Source organism: Bifidobacterium erythrocebi (assembly GCF_012932675.1).
Lineage (GTDB): Bacteria > Actinomycetota > Actinomycetes > Actinomycetales > Bifidobacteriaceae > Bifidobacterium > Bifidobacterium erythrocebi.
In genome coordinates this window covers 151991-174362 of the sequence record NZ_JAAIIF010000005.1, presented here as the reverse complement: position 1 = coordinate 174362, position 22372 = coordinate 151991, and the positions used below count along the sequence as shown (strand labels likewise).

Sequence of the window (22372 nt, the reverse complement as noted above, 5' to 3'; positions counted from 1 at the left end):
AAGTCTGTGGTGTTGCGGCCCGATGAACGGGCCGGTGGTTGTGATGGTTGGGCTGCGGGTTCGCGGCTGCGGACTATTCGTCGCGTTCGCCGTATTCGGGTGGATCGTGGCGGAATCCCTTGGTGAGGAAGCCCAGCACGACGATGCCGACGGCGAGCCAGGACAGGCCGAGCGTGATGGCGTGGATGTCGAGGTGCAGCAGCAGGTAGGCGCAGCAGACGGAGCCGACCGCCGGGGCCAGTACGTTGAGCCATACGCCGCCACGGAACCGCTCCCTGCGCTCCTGCGCCCCTGCCTTGGCATAGGCGACGATGACGCACACGTTGACGAGGGTGAAGGCGATGAACGCGCCGAAGTTCACGAAGGATGTGGAGGTCGCCACGTCGAGGAACATGGCGATCAGGCCTACGCAGGCGACCAGCAGGATGCCGAGCACCGGGGTGCCGAACCGCTTGCTGAGTCTGCCGAAGATGCGCTTGGGCAGGGCACCGTCGCGGCCCATCACGTACAGCAGGCGTGAGGCGGATGCCTGGGAGGCGATGCCGGAGGTGAACTGACCGAAGCACAGGCCGGCGATGAACACGGAGGTGAACAGGTTGCCGCCCACCTGGGTGGCGATCTCGTAGGCGGCGGACGATTCGTCGTCGAACATGCCGCCCGGATGCACCAGCTGGGTGACGTAGGCGATGACCACGAAGATCATGCCGCCGATGAGAGCGACCAGCATGATGGCCTTGGGAATGGTGTGGCTGGCGTCGCGGGTCTCCTCGCTCATGGTGGTGACGGCATCGAAGCCGAGGAACGAGTATGCGGCGATGGCCGCTCCGGCCACGACCACGGACACCGATGCGCCGTTGCCGGTGAACGGCAGCGTGCTGAACAGCGTGCCGGTTCCGGCACCGCCCAGAACGGATCGTACGGAAAGCATCAGGAAGACGACGATGACCATGGCCTGGAACAGCATGAGCGCGTAATTGATCTTGTCCGCCACGTTGAGCCCGACGATGTTGATGGCCGTGGTGAGCACGATGAAGCCGAGCACCCACGCCCAGATCGGCACTGCGGGGAACTGCGCGTTGAGGTAGGACGCGCCGATCAGCCACACCACCATGGGCAGGAACATGTAGTCGAGCAGCATCGCCCAGCCGACGAGGAATCCGAGTTTGCAGCTGATGGTCTTGCCCACGTAGGTGTAGGCGCTGCCCGCTTGCGGATGGAGCACCGCCATGCGACCGTAGCTTGCCGCGGTGAACAGCATGGCGACGGTGGCCACCAGGTAGGACATCGCCGCCGCGCCGTGCGAGGTGGAGGCGATGACGCCGAAGGTACCGAGCGCGATGATCGGGGTCATGTAGGCCAGGCCGAACAACACCACGGAACGCAATCCCAAGGTGCGCTTCAAGGTTCCTTCGGATTCGACGCTGCCTGCGATGGGGCGTGCGATGGCCGAGCTGTCGACGATCTGTGCTGTCATGTCGGTTCCTTTCGTGTGGTGCGGATGATGCTGTGCGGTTCCTGTGCGACTTGAAGCGGTTACCGGCGGATGTGCCACCGGTTCGGGCTGATGGAGCCTTCGTACAGGGGAAGTTCGATGGGCGGCTCGCCGGGACGGAATTGCTCCCACATGCGGTTGCTGCCTGCGGTGCCTTGCTCGTGCACCCGCCTCACCTCGTCAAGGTCGATGGTGCGGATGATGAGGTGTTCGCCCTCGTCTTCGGTGGCGTCGATGATGCCGCCTTCGGGGTCTACGAGAAGTGAGCGGCCGACGCCTTGCGGGGCGGGGGCGTTGAGGCTTGCGATGAAGGTCTGGTTGACGATGGCGTTCGCACGGGCGAGGATCAGCTCCTGTGCACGGTCAGAGGTGGTGGTGCGCACGGGGTTGATGATGATGTCGGCGCCCATCCAGGCGATCTGGCGGCTGATCTCGGGGAACCAGGCGTCGTAGCAGATCATGATGCCGACGCGGCCCTTGCCGGGAATGTCGAATACGGTGAAGCCGCTGCCTGGTGTGTAGCGTTCGTATGGACGCCACGGGCAGATCTTGCGGTACGAGACGACGAGTTCGCCTTCCGGGGAGAATACGGGGGCGGTGTTGAAGATGCCGCCTTCGGGGTTCTTTTCCGCGACGGTGCCGGGGATGAGCCAGATGCCGAGTTCCCGGGCGAGTTTGCCGAGTCTGGCCGTGAATTCGTCGTGCAGATCGGTCGCGGCCGCGCACTGCATGCGGTACGAGCGCTCCTCGTCGAAGTGTTCCGTGCCGTACAGGTGCATTTCGGGAAAGACCACGAGTTCGGGGCTGCGACCGTCGTCGCCGAGCTGGGACGCCACGTAGCGGACGCTGTTCTCGAACGCACCGAACGGCTTGCCGATGGGCATCTGGCTCATCTGGGCCAGTGCGATGGTGAGCGTTCCACGAGCGGTCATCGTGTGCCCCTTTCCTGTGGTTCCTCCGTTGTTGGTTTTCACCATAGAAAGTCGCGACGGTGATTGATATGGACGATTCGTTGAAAATATGCTCGATATGCGGCCGGCTTGTCCATAGCGGATTGAGCGACGCTACATTGGGCGGTATGGCGATGACGTTGAACACGCTGCTGGGCCAGCGTTCCCTTGATCTTTCCCTGGTTGCCGAAGGGGAGGCCGGCGCATTGGACGTGCCGATCTCGTGGATGCATTTCTCGGAATCCCCCGACCCCACCCCGTACCTGGAGGGCGGCGAGATCCTGCTCACCACCGGCCTGCTGATGCCAGCGGACAAGCCGGACGAACCGCACCGGCTGTTCGCCTCGCGTCTGGCCGAGGCCGGGGTAAGGGGCGTCGGTTTCGGCATCGGCGTGCAGCATGCCTCCATCCCGCAATGGCTGGTCTACCAGTGCGAGGCCTCGGGTGTCCCGCTGTTCTGCGTGCCGCTCGCCACGCCGTTCATCGCCATATCCAAGGCGGTGGCACGCGGCATCTCCAACGACACCAGCCAGAATTTCGCACGCATGTACCGCAATCAGCAGCGTCTGCTGCGCAGCGTGCACACCTTGGACCCGGTGAGCACGATCGTCTCCCGTCTGGCGGAGCTTATCGGCGGCTGGGCGGCGCTGCTGAACCCCGTCGGCGCCATCGTCGCCTCATCGCACCACTCGCTGCCCGTCGACATGGATTCGTTGGGCGATGCTTTGGCCTTCAGTGTGCTCGGCGAGGCGAAATTCACGGTGGCGAAGGGCTATGACATCGCCATTTTCCATATCGCCTCCCCCACCGGGCAGACGCTTGGCTATCTCGTTTCGGGCCGCAAGGGTGAAAAGGGCAGCATCGACCATCCGCTTGCCGCGGAAGCGGCCAGCCTGCTGTCTCTGGCCGTCAACGGAACCGCCGACTCCAACCGTGCCCTGACCAATCTGCGCTCCACCATGACCCGGATGTGTCTGGAAGGCGAGGCCGACACGGTACGCCAGTTCGCCGACGACGTATGGAACGGGCTGCCGGTGCAACCGTTGGCGGCTTTGCGCATCATCGGCCAGCAGGATGCGCTTGAGGATGCCGGGCGGCTGTTCGAACCGTTCCGCCGCACGCTGGCCAAGAACACGAATCTGGCGGTGTTCGGCATGGTCGACGGCGATATGTGGGCCATCGTCTCGCAACGGAACGCACGGACGTGGACGGAGCAGCTGACGCATGACGGGCGGTTGACCGTGGGCCAGTCGTCGGGGGTGACCTGGCACGACATGCCCAGGGCGAGGCATGAGGCCTATCAGGCGGGCGCGGAGGCGCTGACCGCCGGGGTGCCGTTGATCCGCTATGGCAGCGGGCAAAACGCCGCGCACCTGGAAAGCGTGGTGGAGCCGTCGCTGATGAGGGCCTTCGCCGATCTGCGGCTTGCGCCCATAGCCGATCTCACGTTCGACCTGTCCACCGGACCACATGGCGCACACCCGGACTCCGATACGGCGATCCGCGCCGTGGATGTGCTGTGGGCCTGGCTGCGCAGCCGTGGCCGGACCGAGGAGGCCGCACGCATGACCGGCATGCACCGGCATACGCTGACCAAGTATCTTGGCGTCATCGCCAAGGCGCTGAAGGCCGACCTGTCCGATCCGGGCACGACCGCTGAACTGTGGTATGCATGCCGCTTCTCGCGCTTCGGGCATACGCTGGCGCAGCCGGAATCGGATTGAACGGCGCACAACGATACGGAACGCAGCGAACGGCAGACGAACGAACCGTTGCGAATACGAAAAGACCCGCCGTTTCGGCGGGTCTTGCGCGTGCCCTCGCTGGGACTTGAACCCAGGACAAACACCTTATAAGGGTGCTGCTCTAACCGACTGAGCTACGAGGGCAACTTGGGGAAGTATACGCCGACCACGGAATATTGACGGACGGGCGCTGGGCGCACACATACAACACGCTTGCAAATCGCTATTTATAAGTTTATAAATAACATGCTAATCTATTGTTACATCAATGAACGATGTATCGCACAACACGTTCCGTTCAAGCCATTTCACTGATGAAAGGACCCCCCATGCGCTACGGTCATTTCGACGACGCCGCTAAGGAATACGTAATCGAGACCCCGGCCACCCCGCTGCCGTGGATCAACTACCTCGGCAACGAGGACTTCTTCTCCCTGATCTCCAACACCGGCGGCGGCTACTCCTTCTACAAGGACGCCAAGCTGCGCCGCATCACCCGTTACCGCTACAACAACGTTCCCGCCGATAACGGCTCGCGCTGCTACTACCTGAGCCTGATGGACTCCGACGCGGCCGATGCCAAGCCGGTCGAGACCTGGTTCCCCACCTTCCTGCCGTGCAAGACCCCGCTCGACTCCTACAAGTGCCGTCAGGGCATCGGCTACACCGTGTTCGAAGCCGCCAAGAACGGCATCGAATCCAAGCTCACCGCGTTCGTGCCGCTGCACACCCACGCCGAGATCAACCGCCTTGACGTGACCAACACGACCGACAAGCCGGCGGTCATCGACGTGACCGGTTCCGTGGAATGGTGCCTGTGGAACGCCGTGGACGATTCCTCCAACTTCCAGCGCAACCTGTCCACCGGCGAGGTGGAGGTCGAGCGCGAGGACGACGCCACGCTGCTGTACCACAAGACCGAGTTCAAGGAGCGCCGCAACCACTACGCCTTCTACGCCGTGAACTCCCCCGTCGTCGGCTTCGACACCAGCCGCGACGAATTCCTCGGCCAGTTCAACGGCTGGGACACCCCGCAGGTCATCGCGGAAGGCAAGGCCCACGACTCCGTGGCCCACGGCTGGTTCCCGATCGCGGCCAACCGCGTGCGCCTGACCCTCCAGCCCGGCGAGACCAAGTCGCTGGTCTTCGTGCTCGGCTACATCGAGGTCGCCAAGGACCAGAAGTGGGAGGACCCGAACAACCCCTCCAAGGTCGGCATCATCAACAAGAAGCCGGCGCACGAGCTGTTCCGTCGCTTCGCCACCGTCGAGCAGGTCGAGGCCGCTCTGAAGGAACTGAACGCCTACTGGACCGAACTGCTGAGCACCTACAGCGTCGAATCCGGCGACGAGAAGCTCGACCGCATGGTCAACATCTGGCACCAGTACCAGTGCATGGTCACGTTCAACATGTCCCGTTCCGCCTCCTACTTCGAATCCGGCATGGGTCGCGGCATGGGCTTCCGCGATTCCAACCAGGACCTGCTCGGCTTCGTGCACCTGATCCCGGGCCGCGCACGCCAGCGCATCATCGACATCGCCTCCACCCAGATGGAGGACGGTTCCGCATGGCACCAGTACCAGCCGCTCACCAAGAAGGGCAACGCCGACATCGGCGGCGGCTTCAACGACGATCCGCTGTGGCTGGTCGCCGGCACCTACGCCTACCTCGCCGAAACCGGTGACGCGAGCATCCTGACCGAGCCCGTGCCGTTCAACAACGTCGAAGGCTCCGAAGTGCCGCTGCTCGAGCACCTGCGCCGCTCCGTGAACTTCACCGTCACGCACAAGGGCCCGCACGGCATCCCGCTGATCGGCCGCGCCGACTGGAACGACTGCCTGAACCTCAACTGCTTCTCCGACACCCCGGGCGAAAGCTTCCAGACCGTGGAGAACAACGACACCGGCGTGGCCGAATCCGTGTTCATCGGCGGCATGTTCGTGCTCTACGGCGGCCAGTACGTGGACATCCTCGAACACTACGGCCAGGCGGCCGGCATGACCGGCGCCGACGCGGCCAAGGAAGCGGCCAGCATGCGCACCGAAATCGAAGCGGTGAATCAGGCCGTGAAGACCGCCGGCTGGGACGGCGAATGGTTCGTGCGCGCCTACGACGCCTACTCGCGCAAGGTCGGCACGCATGAGGACACCGAAGGCCAGATCTACATCGAACCGCAGGGCATGTGCGTGATGGCCGGCATCGGTCTGGACGACGGCAAGGCGCAGCAGGCCCTGAAGTCCGTCAAGGAACGCCTGACCTGCGATTGGGGCACCGCCATCCTCGCCCCCGCCTACTCCACCTACCGCATCGAGCTCGGCGAGATCTCCTCCTACCCGCGCGGCTACAAGGAGAACGGCGGCATCTTCTGCCACAACAACCCGTGGATCTCCATTGCGAACGCCCTGGCCGGCAACGACGACGAGGCCTTCGCCGTCTACCAGCGCAACTGCCCGGCCTATGTGGAGGACAAGTCCGACGTGCGCAAGGTGGAACCGTACGTGTATTGCCAGATGGTGGCCGGCCCCGAAGCCGCCACCCCCGGCGAGGGCAAGAACTCCTGGCTGACCGGCACCGCCGCATGGACCTTCGTGGACGTGTCGCAGTACCTGCTGGGCGTCCGACCGACGCTCGACGGCCTGGCCATCGAACCGCACCTGCCGGAACGCTTCACCGACCTGGTGGTGACCCGCGTGTTCCGCGGAACCACCTACCGCATCCACATGACGCGCACCGGCGAGCGCACGGTGAGCATCGACGGCAAGCAGCTGGACGGCAACGTCGTGCCGGCTCCCGCAGCCAACGGCGGCAATGTCAGCGTGGAAGTCACGTTCTGACGGGTCGCGATATGAACGCCGTGGCGGGCGGGTACCCGAAACGGTGCCCGCCCGCCACGGCGTTTCCGCAACATTCCGTACCCATGCGCATAGCATGGAAGTCTTCAATGCGGTGCGTCCGCACCGATGAAAGGATGAATCAATGCAGTACTTCGAAGATGAGATCGCCGGCATCGACGGCAGCCGTGCCAAGTTCGTCGGATATTGTCTCGACAACAGCGAGGAGATCGTTCCCGACCGTGTACGTCCGTCCGTGCTGGTGATTCCCGGCGGCGGCTATGAGATGACCTCCGACCGCGAGGCCGAGCCGATCGCCATGCAGTTCCTTGCAGCGGGCTTCAACGCCTTCGTGCTGCGCTATTCCGTCAAGCCCTCCGTGTTCCCCGTCGCGCTGCTGGAAGCGGCCGAGGCGATGAAGCGCATCCGCGACCATGCCGCCGAATGGCATGTGGACGCCGACGCGATCGCCGTGATCGGCTTCTCCGCAGGCGGCCATCTCGCCGCCAACCTGGCGACCAGCGCCAGCGACGACGTGATCGCGGCACACGGCTACGACCCGGATGGCGTGCGTCCGAACGCCCTGATGCTCTCCTACCCGGTGATCACCTCCGGTCCTCTTGCGCACCGCGGCAGCTTCGACGCGCTGCTCGGCGAGAAGAAGGACGACAAGGAGGCGCTTGACGCCGTCTCCATCGAGAAGCACATCGACGCCAAGACCCCGCCGGTCTTTGTCTGGCACACGCTCCCCGACGGCTGCGTGCCGTGCGAGAACACGCTGATGCTCATCGACGCCTGCAAGAAGGCCGGCGTGAGCATCGAGGCGCATCTGTTCCCCGAAGGCGGCCACGGCCTGGCGCTGGGCAACGCCGAAACGGCCTGGCAGGGCGTGAACGGCATCGAACCGTGCGTGCAGGTATGGCCGAAACTTGCGATCGCCTGGATGCACAGGACGTTCGCGAAGTGATCGCGGCGGCATCGCGCGGCCGCATATTCCGATAATCATGCGCCGGAGTACAGTAAGGACAACACCCCAAGCACCACCGTTTTCGAAGGAGATCGAATGAGCGTCGCGGCATGGAACCGGTTTCTGCAGGAACAGGACAACTGGCCTGCGGCTTCACGCGTCAACAGCTCGACCCCATATGCCGTCCAGGCGCGCAACGCCCTGGCCGGCAAGACCTTCGAGAAGAAGAAGCGCATGAGCCAGGAGGAGCGCCACCTGCAGATCCTCCAGGCGGCGGTCAAGATCCTTGCCACCAAGGGATTCTGGGGCATGAGCCTGCAGGACATCGCCGATGAGATCGGCATCACCGAGGCCGCGCTCTACCACTACATCTCGTCGAAGGACGACCTGCTCAACATGGTGCTGTCGGAATGCTACGACACCCCCGATGCCGACGAATACAACGCGGTGACCGCAGGCGTCACCGACAATGACGGCCACCGCGTGTACTTCTACCCCCGCTACTGCCTGAACATAGCGCTGTACAATCTGCAGCGACCGGAGCTGGTGCAGCTGTATTCCGTGCTCAACGGCGAGGCGCTCAGCCCGACGCATCCGGCGCACAGTTTCTTCATCGGCCGTCATATGCGCAATTGGGAGATGATCGGTTCGATGAACTGGATCCTGCCGCCCGATGTGGACGAGGACCGGTTCTATGACCTGTATACGCTGGCGATGAGCGCCATGGACGGCTTGCAGTACCGTTGGCTGGGCGACGATTCGCTGAATCTGCTTGAGGAATGGATATCGATCTCCGACATCATCTTCCCGCCAAGCGAGTGGGCTGGCTTCACCGACCCGAGCGAATACGACCCGGCACCGGACCGCTGCCTGCTGCCGCTCACCCTGTCGGCACGCCAGTAGCGTCATTCAAGCCTCGAAAGGCATTCGCCTCCCCCGAGCCGCGTGGTCCCGTGAATCAGTGGATCGGAACCTTTTCCAGGCCCTCGACTTCGGTTTCGAAGGCGTAGTAGGCACCGATCAGACCGGCGTTGTTCGTGTGACGGCAACGCTTGATGACCGTGCGGAAATCGCTCCACTGCGCGATCTTGTCGAGCGCGGCGTTCACCAGCGGCAACAGCTGCTGCTCGCGGCAGATGCCTCCGCCCAGCAGCACGCATTCCGGGTCGGTCACGGCGACGATGTTGAAGATGCCGATGGCGAGATAGTCGATCCAGCGATCCACGATCTTGCGCACGCGCGGCTCGTCGAGACGGTGGAACAACGTGGCCGGCACGATGGAGCCGGTCGGCACGTCGAATTCCTTGGAATAGTCCTCCGCAAGCACGATGGTCGACAGGTAATCCTGCATGGTGCTGAACCCGCCGGTCTCGTAGTTCGGGATCATCATGCCGAGCTCGCCGGCACGCCAATCCTTGCCGCGGCGGATCTTGCCGTCCAGGAACAGCGCGCCGCCCACGCCGCTGTCGATGGTGATCAGCGCGAAATCGTCAAGCTTGACGGCATTGCCGCTGAGCTTTTCCGCCATGGCCGCGCAGTTGGCGTCGTTCTCCATCCAGGTGGGCACCGGGTTGTCGAGATATTCCTGCAGTTCCTTGCCGATCTCATGCTTGTACAGCATGCCCAATGCGCCGGCGGTGACCGCCACCTGCTTATCCACGTCGATGAAGCCAGGCACGCTCATGGCGATGCCGTCAATGGGGAAACGCTGCCCGTTGGCGATGTGCGCGAGCGCCTGATAGAAGGATTCGATGCTGTCGACCGGCGTGGCGATAGTGCCGGGGATACCCATTCGCCCGTCCTCGAACACCACATACCGGGTGAAGAACGTTCCGATCTCGAACGCAAGGATGCGCTTCTTCGCAGTCATATCGTTATCTAACCTGTCTTTAATAGAATTCCGGCCTTTGAATATTATAGCGTTTGCGATTCTACTCAAGCGCTTCCGCTCACCCCTCGATACACCCCCGTCAATCCCCCCTTCCGCGCCTTGAACAGACGTGCATGCACGCCGGAGACAACGCAATCACCATCGATTCCGTACCATATCCGTCTGCTTCCACGAGACATCGACCATGACGCCTTGTCAACAATTGTCGATACCGTTGAATGCCGGAGGCACCGTCTTTTTTACGATTTCATGACTCCCCGCCCGGCATGGCAGGAGCCCCCTCGTTGCCTCCACCGATGACGCATCGCGTCTCGTCAAGACAGGAGAAATAGATGAGAAACAAGGCAATCGCATGCCTTGGCGCAATTGTCGCTTGTGCAACGGCCCTCGCCGGCATCCCGGCCACCGCCATGGCTGACGAATCCGCCAGCCTGACTCCCCAGTACACCTACAATTCCCAGAACAGCAACGGCATGACCTTCGAGAAGATCAGCCATGCCGATCAGGGACTGAGCCAGGCCGACGGCGTGGTCGATTACGCCGGCAACGGCACCATCGCCCCCTACACCGCGGGCCTGAGCGCCACCGGCAACGGCGACCGCGGCCAGTCCTACAGCTACGCCGCCGCATCCTCCGGCGACTGGGTCTACATCGGCACCATGTACGGCGGCCTCGGCGTGCAGGCCATCCTGAGCCGTGACATGACGGGCATGGGCCTGACCGCCAAGCAGGCCACCGCGCTCATCCAGACCATGTACGCGGGCAACATGTACCTCGGCGAGCCGGACGGCAACAGCGCCGGCGGCATGCTGTTCAAGTTCAACGTGAAGACCGGCGAGACCAAGATCCTCATGTCCAAGAGCGCCGGCATCGCCGGTGGCAAGGGCGTGATCCCGACCTTCCGCAGCGCCTTCAAGATGAACGGCAAGCTGTACTTCGAGGGCATGGTCATGGATACCAACAACAAGGACCTGAGCCAGCAGGAGATCCAGACCGCCATGGCCGTGCAGAACGGCTTCCCGTGCATCTACGAGATCGACCCGGCCAATAACGACAAGCTCACCAAGGTGTACGACAGCGTCGACGTCGACGGCTTCCGCTCCCTGGTCAAGGGCAACGTGTTCACCTCCACCCGCGCCATCGGCTCCTTCGGCAACACCCTGATCGCCGGCGACCTCAAGCCGACCGCCGACGGCAAGGGCCAGGCGCTGCTCGTGGCCTCCAAGACCCCGTCCGATCCGAACTCCTACAAGGTGATCGCCGACATGGCGAGCTTCGACAACCTGCCCGCCATCCACCGCCAGGACGTCAATGGCGGCGGCGGCATCTACCAGGTGCAGGAATTCAACGGCAAGCTGTACGTCGTGGTCTGCACCGGCGACACCAGCACCCTGAACGAGAAGACCGGCACCATGCGCTCCTTCGCCATCTACGTGGGCGAGAACAAGGGCGATTCCACCAACAAGGCCGACTGGACCTGGCGTCCGCTTGCGGGCGACACCTCCAAGGGCGCCAAGTACTACTACGGTCTTGATAAGAGCCGCGTGAGCGCCGGCGCCTGCACCCTGCAGGTCTACGGCGACCACCTGTACATCGGCGACTACAACGACGTGTCCAGCGCTCTGCAGGGCTTCGTCACCAAGAGCAACTTCGTGACCCAGGCCACCAACCTCGAACAGTCCGTCAACCTGTACCGTATGGACAAGAACGAGAACGTCGAGATGCTCGTGGGCGACGCCAACGACACCTTCCCGAAGGGCGGCTCCACCGGCCTGGGCAGCGGTTACGACAACCACATGAACCAGTACACCTGGCAGACCACCGTTCACGAGGGCAAGATGTACCTGTCCACCATGAACACCACCACCCTGCTGGAGCCGATCGCCCAGTTCACCAACGGCGACATCCTCAACATGAGCGAGAAGGACTGGAACAACACCGTCCACTACCTGCGCGTGTTCCTGCGCCTGCTGTGGGGCATGGGCCCGACCGATCCGGCCTCCGCCGTCAGCACGCAAAGCGCCGATCAGAATGCCAAGGTGTCCACCCAGGCCATGCCGTCCACCGACGATCCGGAAGCGCTGGTCGATTGGGCCCGCACCCAGGCCGGCAAGGACGCCTCCGCAGCCCAGCCGCAGACCGCCGACTCCAAGTCCGTCTCCTCCGCCAAGGCGATCGACCTGACCAAGGAGCAGACCCAGGAACTGGTCGACGGCATCAAGGACGGCAGCATCGTTCCCGGCAGCCTGGCCGCCTCCAATTCCGCCGATGAGGCCTCGCAGCTCTTCGACATCAACAACGAGCTCGACACCCTCGGCTCCCAGCTGGGCGACAAGGGCTCCGCCGACTTCGCCAACGCCTACGGCGAGGTCGTGGACGCATTCTCCGGCATCTCCGACATCATCCCCGACAAGTTCAAGGGTCTGTACGAGATGCTCGTCAAGCTGACCAGCAAGGCCAACCTCAAGGCCTACGCCAAGTCCCTGCCGTACCTGACCAAGTCCAAGCGCGGCTTCAACCTGTTCGAGATCACCGACCGTTCCGCCGCGAACGAGGGCGTGACCGTCGGCACCGTCACCGATGAAGGCTTCGGCGACCCGTTCAACCACGGCCTGCGTATCTTCTGCGACACCGACGACTACATGGTGGTCGGCACCGCGAACCCGTTCTACGGCACCCAGCTGTGGCGCGTGCGCGATACGCAGTACGCCGTGAACGTCTCCGTCACCGAGGGCGGCTCCGCCTCCGCGAGCGCCGAGCGCGCAGCCAAGGGCGACAAGGTCACGCTGACCGCGACCGCGGACAAGGGCTACCACTTCAAGGAATGGAAGGTGCTCAAGGGCGGCGTCACCGTTGAGGACAACGCCTTCACCATGCCCGACGGCAGCGTTTCCGTCCAGGCCGTGTTCGAGAAGGATTCCGCCGAACCCGTGACCCCGAGCCAGCCGACCAAGCCCGCCGACAGCAAGAACAACACCAAGACCGACGGCAAGAACGACGGCAACGGCGCGAAGAGCGATGCGGAGACCGCCAACACCGGTGCGCCGATCGCCGCCATCGTGATCGCGGGTGCCGCGGCACTGCTGCTTGGCGCTGCCATCATGCTGAGGAAGAAGCAGGCGTGACGCCTGTCCTGTGATTCCGCGACCGCCTACGTGGAACCGGAATCACAAGGCTGATTCCTCTAAGGTGATATGAGAGAAGGCCGATGTCCATCAGGGCATCGGCCTTCCTTCATATGCTGAAACATTCGGTGCTATCCAAAGGCGCTATCCAAAGGCACCGTTCGGTCCGTATCGGCCTGTATCGGCCGTTGCCAACCGATACAGGCCTTCGATCACTGCAACGCGATCACATCCACACCGTACGGCTTGAGCGAGATCACGCCGTCGACAACGGAGTCGCCAAGCAGCTCCTTGCCGCCGTCAAGCTCGCTGAGGTACAGCTGCTTGCCATTGGCCGACTGGTTGATCAGGAACGCGTACCGTGTGCCGTCATCGGCATGGCGGATGGACAGGCTCACGTCCTCCGGGGTGTCGAACGACTTCAGCCCGAGCTGCTGGATGATCGGCGCCATGAAGGCGCTCATGCCGGTCTCGTCCAGCGGGGTGCCGACGAAATAGGCCTTGCCCTTGCCGTACGTGTTGACGGTGAGCGCGGAATGGCCGGCATAGAATTCGTTGCCGCCATACGAGGCAAGCCGTTCGGCACCCTCACGGTGGATGATGCTCGCCACGATCTCGCCCTTGGCATCGACCACATCGCCGTGCACTTCGATGGTCTCGTCCGGTGCGAGCGCGTCGATCTCCTCTACCCACACGCCCATGAGCTTACGCAGCTTGCCCGGGTAGCCTCCGGGCACCACGAGATCATGCTCGTCGTGGATGCCGGCCATGTAACCGGTGATGAAGCTGCCGCCATCGGCCACATAGGATTCCAGCGTTTCCGCCACGCCCGGAAGCACGGTGATAAGCGCTGGCGCGATGACCAGATCGTAGTTCTTGAGTTCGTCAAGCGATGCCGTGCTCTCGATGAAATCGACCGGCACGTTGCGACGCCACAGGGCGCGATAGAAGCGATGCACCTCGTTCGGATAGTTGAAGCCGGCGGTCGGGCCCACGCAGCCCTCAAGCGACCAGTAGCTCTGCCAGTCGAACATGATGGCCACGCGCGATTCGATGCGCGAGCCCATGATCCGCTTGCCGATGCGGCTCAGTTCCTCGCCCAGCGCCGCAGTCTCCTTGAACACGCGGGATTCCTCGGTGCCGTCGTGTGCGATGACCGCGCCATGGAAGCGTTCGCAGCCGCCGATGGACTGCTTCATCTGGAAGAACTGCACGGTGTCGGCGCCATGGGCCACGGCCTGCCAGCTGAGCTTGCGCACCTCGCCTGGGCGCTTGACCTTGCAGAACGGGAACCAGTTCTGCTGGTTCGGGGTCTGCTCCATCAACATGAACGGCTTGTTGCCGCCGATGCCGCGCATCAGATCATGGCACATGGCGGTGTAGCTCGGCGGAGTGTCCATGCCCGGGTAGTTGTCCCAGCTGACCACGTCCATCTCCTTGGCCCACTCGAAGTAGTCGAGGTCCTTGAACGTGCCCATGAGGTTCGTGGTGATCGGAGTGGCGGCGTCGTATTCGCGGATTGCGTCGCGCTCGTTCTTGTAGCATTCGAGCTGGGCCTGGCTTTGGAAACGGCGGTAATCCATCTGCAGGCCGGAGACCACGCATTTGGCGTCGCTGATGCCGTCGCCGTAGCTGACGGGCGGCACCACGTCGGCCCAGTCGTAGATCGTGTGGCTCCAGAAGTTCGCGCACCATGCCTTGTTCAGGTTCTCCACGGTACCGTACTTGGCCTTGAGCCACTCGCGGAAGGATTCGGCGCACTGCTCGCAGTAGCACAGACCGCCACCGCCGCCGTACTCGTTGCACACGTGCCAGGTGACCAGACCCGGGGTGCCGGCGTAGCGTTCTGCCACATGGGCCGCGAGCACGCGGGAGACCTTGCGGAAGTACGGGGAGGTGGGGCAGAAATTATGGCGGCCGCCGAAGACGTGGCGGGTGCCGTTCTGCTCGGTACGGATCACTTCGGGGTGCTCGCGTACCATCCAGCCGGGCAGTGCCGCGGTGCCGGTGGCCATCACGATATTGAAATGGTGCTTGACCAGCAGTGCGACAATCCTGTCGAGCATGCTGAAATCGTAGCGGTCCTCCGCGGGCTGAAGCAGCGCCCACGAGAACACGTTGATGGTGGCCTCGTTGATATGCGCGTCCTCAAGCATTTCGATGTCATGTTCCCAGGTGTCTTCGGGCCACTGTTCCGGATTCCAATCGCCGCCGAACAGGAAGCTGCTGAATGTCGGCTTCATGTTGTCTCTCCTTTTGCCTTGTTGTTGTCAGGATTTCAAATATGCGCGTGCCTGCGCGAAGAGCTCTTCGACCTGCGGGTCGAAGAAGCGACCGGTTTCGCGGTCGAGGAACCGCATCTCCTTGGTGGAGGTGTCCCACAGGATCGGGCAGGAGCCGTTGCCGAGCGCGCAGCGGATGACGGTGCGCAGCCAGGCGAGGTTGCTGTCGTGGTCCTTATGGTCGATCGGTTCGGTCAGCAGGCCGTATTCGCCGATGATGACCGGCACGCCGTTGTCGATGAATCGTGTCTTCTGCTTGGCGAAGTCCGCTTCGACGGCGGCGATTTCGGCGTCGCTGCCCCAATGATCGACCGGCGTGCACCAGGTGCTGTCGTGTTCGGCGAGCACGAATTCGGCTGGCGAATAGTAGTGGATGGAGACCATGAGCCTGTCGTGCGCGGAGTCCTTCGGCAGACGGAAGCGCGCATCGCAGGTGAGCGCTGTGTCGGTGTTGTAGCCGGGGATGAGCAGGAAACGGTCCACGTTTTTGGAACCGCTGGCGCGCACCACGTCCACGAAGGTCTGGTTGAGCTGGTTGAGCAGTTCGTAGGCGGTGTCCTGATGGGATGCGCTCGGGAAGCAGATCTCGTTGCCGCCTTCGAAGATCAGATGATGGTCGTAGTCGGCGAATCGCGCGGCGATCTGCCGCCAGAGTTCGGAGAAGCGCGAACTGACGCCAAGATAGTGTTTCTCGGCGGTTCTGATCCAGCCGAACGGCCCGTTGCCGCCGTCGTGGTGCACGTTGATGATCACGTTCAGACCGGCCTCGTAACTCCAATCGACCGCTTGCTGCACGGCGTCCATCCACACGTCGTCCACGTCGCCGGTGATCGGGTCCTGCCAGTCCTTCCATGTCACGGGGATGCGGATGGTGTCGAAGCCCGCCTGTTTGACGTAGCACGCGCATTGACGGGTGAAGGGCTTGTTGAACCATAGTCGCTGCTGGTCGTCGGGAGTCCACACTCCCCCGGTGGTGATTTTTCTGTTCCGTTCGTCGTTCAGGGGAATCGGATCGAAAGTATTGCCCAGATTCCATCCAAGGCCCAATCGGCTGACGAATTCGAGTGCGGTGACCATACCCTTGCCGTTTCTCCTTTCCCAAAGCGTCCGCCAAAAAACGGCTCCCGCAACCAATTGATCAACGGGAGCCGTTCAGGCGATTTTTTCAGTCCGTCAACGGACTATGCGATCCGACACGGCTCACGCGTGCAGCGGATCGGTGCCCGGACGCGCCAGCACCGGCAGGGTGTGGTAGTCGTACTGTTCGGTGTACCACTTGCCCGGCTCGTAGGCGGTCTTGGTGATGATGTTGGTCCACGGCTGGCCGCTGCCGTCGTCCGGCACGTAGAAGCGGGCCACGCCGTCCTCGCGGAAGATCGGGGCGACCAGCAGGTCGTCGCCCAGCATGTACTGGGTGTCGATGTCCTCGCAGGTCGGGTCGTCCGGGAATTCGAGCACCATGGCACGCATCATCGGAACGCCGGTCTCGTGGGTCTCCTGGGCCATCTTGAGCAGGTACGGCTTGAGCTGCAGCTTGAGGTCCACGAACTCGCGGGTCACGTCGACGGCCTCGTCGCCATACAGCCACGGCACCTTGTAGGCGGTGGAGCCGTGGTAGCGGGAGTGGGAGCTGAGCAGGCCGAACTGGGTCCAGCGCTTGTACAGATCCGGGGTGGCCTGATCCTCGAAGCCGGCGATGTCGTGGCTCCAGTAGCCGAAGCCGGACATGCCGAAGGACAGGCCGGCGCGCAGGGCTTCCGCCATGGACGGGTAGTTGGAGGAGCAATCGCCGCCCCAGTGGACCGGGAACTGCTGGCCGCCGACGGTGGCGGAGCGGGCGAACAGGATGGCCTGGTCGGCGCCCTTGGTCTCCACGAGCACGTCGTAGACGGCCTTGTTGTACAGGTAGGTGTAGTAGTTGTGCATCAGCTCCGGGTCGGAACCGTCATAGTACTTCACGCCTTCGGTCGGGATACGCTCGCCGAAGTCGGTCTTGAAGCAGTCGACGCCCATGGCCACGAGCTTCTTCAGGTAGCCCTGGTACCACTTGGTGGCCTCCGGGTTGGTGAAGTCGACGATGGCCATGCCGGCCTGCCACTTGTCCCACTGCCAGACGGAACCGTCCTCGTTCTTGATGAAGTAGCCGTTCTTGGCGCCTTCCTCGAACAGCGGGGACTTCTGGCCGATGTAGGAGTTGATCCACACGCAGATCTTCAGACCGCGGTCGTGCAGCTTCTTGAGCAGGCCTTCCGGATCGGGGAACTTGGACTTGTCCCACTCGAAGTTGCACCATTCGAGTTCCTTCATCCAACGGCAGTCGAAGTGGAACACGGACAGCGGGATATTGCGCTTGGCCATGCCGTCGACGAAGTCGAGCACGGTCTTCTCGTCGTAGTCGGTGGTGAAGGAGGTGGACAGCCACAGGCCGTAGCTCCATTCCGGAACCAGCGGCGGCTTGCCGGTCAGGTCGGTGTAGGTGTTGAGGATGTCCTTGAGGCTTGTGCCGCCGATGACGGAGTAGCTCATTTCCTCGCCCGGCACGGAGAACTGGACGCGGGAGACCTTTTCGGAACCGACCTCGAAGCTGACCTTGCCCGGGTTGTCGACGAACAGGCCGTACTTCCTGTTGGACAGATAGAACGGGATGTTCTTGTATGCCTGCTCGGTGCCGGTGCCGCCGTCCTCGTTCCAGATGTCGACGGTCTGGCCGTTCTTGATGAAGTTGGTGAAGCGCTCGCCCAGGCCGTAGATCTTCTCGCCCACGCCGAGGTCGAGCTGCTCGGAGACGTGCAGCTTGCCTTCCGGATCGGTGACCAGGCTCTTGGCGCGCCAGCCGGAGTGCGCGATGACCTTGCCGTCGTACAGGTACTTGAAGTCGATGGTCTCGCCCTTGGCGATCTGGAGGGTCAGGCGGCCGGAGGTGAAGCTCCACTTGTCGTCGTCCTCGGTGATCTCGACGTCCGGGTCGGTCTCGTTCAGGCCGAACTTCGGGCAGTGGCTGCGGTCCTTCTTGAAGTTGATGAGCCTGGTGGTGATGATGTCGGGGCGCGGCGAGGTGACCTCGATGGTCAGGATGCCGCCGTCGAGCGTCATGCCGGCGTTGTAGATCGGGGAACCGAACGGGCAGAACAGGGTGAGCTTCTTCGGCTCGATGTTGGCGGTATACACGTTGGCCGCGTACTTGACGTCGAAGCCGTCCTTGACGAGCCAGCCACCGTTCAGAAACTTCATTCGTTGCTCCTTTGCATGGGGTGGCGCCCCGCCGGGTGCGACAGGGCGTATGTTTGGTGAATTAACTTATTTATAAGTCTATAGATAACAATCACGCGACACGTCCGGAAAGACGAATATCTTCCACGGATTCTCCAACGTATACCTTGGCCTGCGGGGCGAGCGCATATGCGCCGGACGCATTGGACCAGTAGCGCAACGCCTTGGCCGCAGGCATGGCAACCTCGACCTGGCGACTTTCACCCGCTTCCAACGCCACCTTCGCAAAACCCTTGAGCTCCTTGGCGGGGCGATCCTCGCCGGTGCCTTCAAGACCCAGATAGACCTGCGCGACGGTCTTGCCCGCACGCTCCCCCGCATTCCTCACGGCGAACGACACGCGGATCTCGTCGTCCACGCGGCGCACGGTCATGTCGGAATACTCGAAGCTGGTGTAGCTCAGGCCATGGCCGAACGGGAAGAGCACCGGAACCTGCTTCGTGTCGAAGTAGCGGTAGCCGACGTAGATGTCCTCCTTGTAGTCGACGTGCCCCTTAAGGCCGAACGTGCCAATCCTATGCGCGGGCTCGTCCGCCAGCGCCACGGGGAAGGTCTCGGGCAGGTGGCCGCTCGGGTTCACCCGACCGAGCAGCACTTCGGCCAGCGCGATGCCGGACTCGCAGCCCGCATACCAGTTCCATACGATGGCCTTGGCCTTGTCCACCCAAGGCATTTCGACCGGGGAGCCGGCCACGAAGGCGAGAATCGTATTCGGGGCGGCGTCAAGCAGAGCCTCGATGAGCTTGTCCTGACCATAGGGCAGACGCATATCGGTGCGGTCGCGCCCCTCAAGGTCATGCTCGTGGTCGAGGCCGCCGATGAAGAGCACCGGGTCGCCGGCCGCCGCGTATTCGCGCGCCTTGGCCACGGCCTCGTCGCGCAGCGCCTTGGCATGTTCCTCGTCCTGAGTGTCGGATCCCTTGGAGTTCTCCAAGCTCTCCTCCTGCCAGCTTTCGTCCTGATTAACCTGCTTGGCGTCGTAGCCGAGCACGTATTCGATCTCGACGTTGCCGCCGAGCGCACCGTTGAGACCCAGCAGCGGCGACACCTCGTGCAGCGCCTTGATGACCGCCGAGCCGCCGCCGTTGGAATGGATGCGGTCGGCGTTGGCGCCGATGACCAGCAGACGCGTCATCGCATGCTCGTCGAGTGGCAGCAGGCCGCCGTCGTTCTTGAGCAGCACGATGGATTCGCGGGCGACGTCCAGCGCCTTGGCCGCGTGGTCGAGCGTCGCATAGCTGCCGGTCTTGCGGGTCTTCCTCGCATCGCCGAGCATGTGCAGCGCATCCATCACGGACAGCACGCGCACGACCTTCTTGTCCACGTCGGATTCCTTGACCTCGCCGGCCTCCACGGCCTTCTTAAGCGGCTGCGCGAAATAGTATTCATCGAAGTTCGGCGTGACCGACATCTCGACATCAAGGCCGACCTCGGCGCTTTCCTTGGTGCGCTTGACCGCGCTCCAGTCGGAGACGACGAAGCCGTCGAAGCCGTATTCGTCACGCAGGATATCGTCGAGCAGCTTCCTGGATTCGCAGCACTGCTCGCCGTTGACCAGGTTGTATGCGCCCATCACGGACAGCACACCGCCGTCGCGCACCGCGGCCTCGAACGCCGGCAGGTACAGTTCGCGCAGCGCACGCTCGCTGACGGTCTCGTCCACGTCAAGACGGTCGGTCTCCTGGCTGTTGACCGCGTAATGCTTGGCGCAGGCGGCCACGTCGCTTTCCTGCACGCCCTTGATGTAGGCCACGCCCTGGGCCGCGGTGAGCACCGGGTCCTCGCTCATGTACTCGAAGTTGCGGCCGCACAGCGGGCTGCGCTTGATGTTGATGGACGGGCCGAGAATCACATCCTTGCCGCGACCTCGCGCCTCTTCGCCCAGCACTTCGCCGGTCTTTTTGGCCAGTTCGCGGTTCCAGGTGGATGCGACCGCCGAACCGGACGGCAGGTAGGTCACGTAATCGCGGGTGTTGTACAGCGGCATCCAGTTGTCGTTGTGCAGTTCCGCGCGCACACCCATCGGGCCGTCGTCCATCTTGAGCGACGGAATGCCCAGACGTTCGGCGCCACCGCTGCGGAACAGGCCGGCGGCGTGCACGATGGCGATCTTCTCGTCCAGAGTGAGCTTGGCGGTCAGGTCTTTGGCCTTGGCCTTGTTGGCTTCGGTGATTACAGTCATGTGTTCGTTCTCCTTAATGATTGAAGTCTCGTCTGCGAGGTCGTGTCCGTGCCGTCTCGTCTGAGCCGCGCGTCTATCGGACGGTGATTCTGAAGCCGATCGGCAGCTCCTCCATGGCCGATTCTCGCGGCAGCGGTGTGACGCTCATCCCGTTCTCGTCGCGTCTATGCGCGACCACGCCGCCGCCCAGCTGCTCCACCCGTTCCACGATGCCGTTGAACGGCGGTTTGATGCCGTCGTGGTATGCGGCGAAGGATGTCAAGCGAAGTTCGCCGGCCACCCCTTCCACCGCCGCAGGGTTGAGACAGAATGCGTAGATGTCGCCGTCCTTGGCGGTGAATCGCCAATCGCCGGCCGTCCACTCGGTCGGCTTCTGATCCGCGAACATGCCATCGCTCTGCTTGGTCGGGCCTTCCTGCGTGATGCGCCACGGACGGGTCCCGTAGATGCCCTCGCCATTGGACTGCAGCCAGCGCCCGATGGTCTCCAGCAGCTCACGATCACGGCTTGAGATCGAACCGTCGGCACGCGGCCCGACGTTCAGCAACAGATTGCCGTTCTTCGACACCGCGTCGATCAGCGACACGATCAGCTCGCCGGCCGTCTTGTATTCCAGCGAATCCGTATAGCACCACGAGTTGCGTGCGATGGCAGTATCGGTCTGCCACACGAACGGAGTCGCATCGGCGAAACCGCCGCGTTCCACGTCGACGATGCCGCTGCCCCATGCCATGCCGTCGTACTTGTAGCAGATGGAGACGGGCCTGTCCCACTGTGCGCCGCGATTGTAGTAGAACGCGGCAAGCTTCCTCATATACGGCTTGAACGCCTCATGCTGCACCCACCAATCGAAGTACAGCAGTTCAGGCCGGTACGCGTCGATGATCTCGCACACGCGCAGCAGCCAATCCTCCAGGAACTCGTCGGTCGGGGCCGGCGTGCTGTGCACATCGAACTCGTTCGGCTCGGGCATGGCAGGCCAGTAGAAATCGCCCCGATGCATCGGCTCGCGCACATCGGAGTCGAACTCGCGGCCATGACCCATGAACCACCAATGCTCGGCGCGATGGTTCGACGTGGCGAAATGCATGCCATGCCGTTGCGTGGAATCGCACAACTCTCCCAGAATGTCGCGATGCGGGCCCATGTCGTAGGCGTTCCAACGGGACAGCTCGCTGCGGTACATCTGGAATCCGTCATGATGCTCCGACACGGGCATGTAGTACCGTGCGCCGGAGGCGCGAAACAGATCGAGCCATTCGTCGGCGTCGAAGCGTTCGGCGGCGAACAGCGGGATGAAATCCTTGTAGCCGAAATCCGTCTGCGCCCCGTAGGTGGCGACATGATGGTCGAATTCCGGATACCCCTTGATATACATGTTGCGCGAATACCACTCGTTGCGGTATTCGGGAACCGTATACAGCCCCCAATGGGTGAAGATGCCGAACTTGGCGTCCGCGAACCAACCGGGAACGGGCGCATGGCACAACGAGGACCAGTCATCGGTGTACGGACCGGAGTCGATGACCGACTCGACGGTTTCGAGATTCATCATTGAACATACCTCACCGAATCGCATGGGGATCGAAAAGAAACGAATATGAATTTCGGCGAGCGTAAAGGAAAAAGAGAAAGAA

The 22372-nt window shown here is 62.9% G+C and carries 13 protein-coding genes and 1 tRNA gene; 5 read left to right on the top strand and 9 right to left on the bottom strand.

Features of this window, described 5'->3' with window-relative positions; all coding sequences use genetic code 11:
• Nucleotides 1–73: 73 nt before the first annotated feature.
• Together G1C98_RS01780 and G1C98_RS01775 are read right to left on the bottom strand one after the other, a co-directional pair.
• On the bottom strand, nucleotides 74–1474 hold the full coding sequence (locus tag G1C98_RS01780) for an APC family permease (protein ID WP_169078671.1): 1401 nt from the start codon (nucleotides 1472–1474) through the stop codon (nucleotides 74–76).
• Between the two features lie 59 nt (nucleotides 1475–1533).
• A complete protein-coding gene (locus tag G1C98_RS01775; protein WP_169078669.1) occupies nucleotides 1534–2424 on the bottom strand; it encodes a carbon-nitrogen hydrolase family protein in 891 nt (296 codons plus the stop codon).
• A gap of 146 nt (nucleotides 2425–2570) precedes the next feature.
• Here G1C98_RS01775 and G1C98_RS01770 point away from each other — a divergent pair, with 146 nt between their 5' ends.
• On the top strand, nucleotides 2571–4166 hold the full coding sequence (locus G1C98_RS01770; protein WP_169078668.1) for a PucR family transcriptional regulator: 1596 nt from the start codon (nucleotides 2571–2573) through the stop codon (nucleotides 4164–4166).
• A gap of 91 nt (nucleotides 4167–4257) precedes the next feature.
• Here the strand turns inward: G1C98_RS01770 and G1C98_RS01765 are convergent.
• A tRNA-Ile gene (locus G1C98_RS01765) sits at nucleotides 4258–4331 on the bottom strand.
• 185 nt (nucleotides 4332–4516) lie between these two features.
• Between G1C98_RS01765 and G1C98_RS01760 the strand changes: the two genes are divergently transcribed.
• The 3 genes from G1C98_RS01760 to G1C98_RS01750 all read left to right on the top strand — a co-directional run bounded on the left by G1C98_RS01760 (nucleotide 4517) and on the right by G1C98_RS01750 (nucleotide 8888).
• Complete coding sequence (locus G1C98_RS01760) at nucleotides 4517–7021, top strand: glycoside hydrolase family 94 protein (protein ID WP_169078666.1); 2505 nt, start codon at nucleotides 4517–4519, stop codon at nucleotides 7019–7021.
• A gap of 142 nt (nucleotides 7022–7163) precedes the next feature.
• Nucleotides 7164–7985 carry an alpha/beta hydrolase gene (locus G1C98_RS01755; protein WP_169078664.1) on the top strand — a complete coding sequence of 274 codons (822 nt, stop codon included), beginning with the start codon at nucleotides 7164–7166 and terminating at the stop codon, nucleotides 7983–7985.
• 96 nt (nucleotides 7986–8081) lie between these two features.
• Entirely contained in the window at nucleotides 8082–8888 is an 807-nt protein-coding gene (locus tag G1C98_RS01750; protein WP_169078662.1) for a TetR/AcrR family transcriptional regulator, read from the top strand.
• Nucleotides 8889–8943: 55 nt separating this feature from the next.
• Here G1C98_RS01750 and G1C98_RS01745 read toward each other — a convergent pair whose 3' ends face one another.
• Entirely contained in the window at nucleotides 8944–9855 is a 912-nt protein-coding gene (locus G1C98_RS01745) for an ROK family protein (protein ID WP_169078660.1), read from the bottom strand.
• Between the two features lie 353 nt (nucleotides 9856–10208).
• On the opposite strand from G1C98_RS01745, the gene G1C98_RS01740 reads away from it, so the two are divergent.
• Nucleotides 10209–13001, top strand: a complete 2793-nt coding sequence (locus tag G1C98_RS01740; protein WP_169078658.1) for an InlB B-repeat-containing protein — start codon at nucleotides 10209–10211, stop codon at nucleotides 12999–13001.
• Between the two features lie 212 nt (nucleotides 13002–13213).
• On the opposite strand, the gene G1C98_RS01735 is transcribed toward G1C98_RS01740, so the two are convergent.
• The 5 genes from G1C98_RS01735 to G1C98_RS01715 all read right to left on the bottom strand — a co-directional run bounded on the left by G1C98_RS01735 (nucleotide 13214) and on the right by G1C98_RS01715 (nucleotide 22290).
• Nucleotides 13214–15244, bottom strand: a complete 2031-nt coding sequence (locus tag G1C98_RS01735; RefSeq protein ID WP_169078656.1) for a beta-galactosidase — start codon at nucleotides 15242–15244, stop codon at nucleotides 13214–13216.
• 27 nt (nucleotides 15245–15271) lie between these two features.
• Nucleotides 15272–16360 carry a glycoside hydrolase family 5 protein gene (locus G1C98_RS01730; protein ID WP_169078654.1) on the bottom strand — a complete coding sequence of 363 codons (1089 nt, stop codon included), beginning with the start codon at nucleotides 16358–16360 and terminating at the stop codon, nucleotides 15272–15274.
• A 123-nt stretch (nucleotides 16361–16483) separates the two neighbouring features.
• The gene (yicI, locus tag G1C98_RS01725) at nucleotides 16484–18514 is read right to left on the bottom strand and encodes an alpha-xylosidase (protein ID WP_169078652.1); all 2031 of its coding nucleotides are present in this window, start codon (nucleotides 18512–18514) and stop codon (nucleotides 16484–16486) included.
• A gap of 91 nt (nucleotides 18515–18605) precedes the next feature.
• Nucleotides 18606–20735 carry a beta-glucosidase family protein gene (locus G1C98_RS01720; protein WP_169078650.1) on the bottom strand — a complete coding sequence of 710 codons (2130 nt, stop codon included), beginning with the start codon at nucleotides 20733–20735 and terminating at the stop codon, nucleotides 18606–18608.
• Between the two features lie 73 nt (nucleotides 20736–20808).
• Nucleotides 20809–22290, bottom strand: a complete 1482-nt coding sequence (locus G1C98_RS01715) for an alpha-L-fucosidase (protein WP_169078648.1) — start codon at nucleotides 22288–22290, stop codon at nucleotides 20809–20811.
• Between the last annotated feature and the right edge of the window lie 82 nt (nucleotides 22291–22372).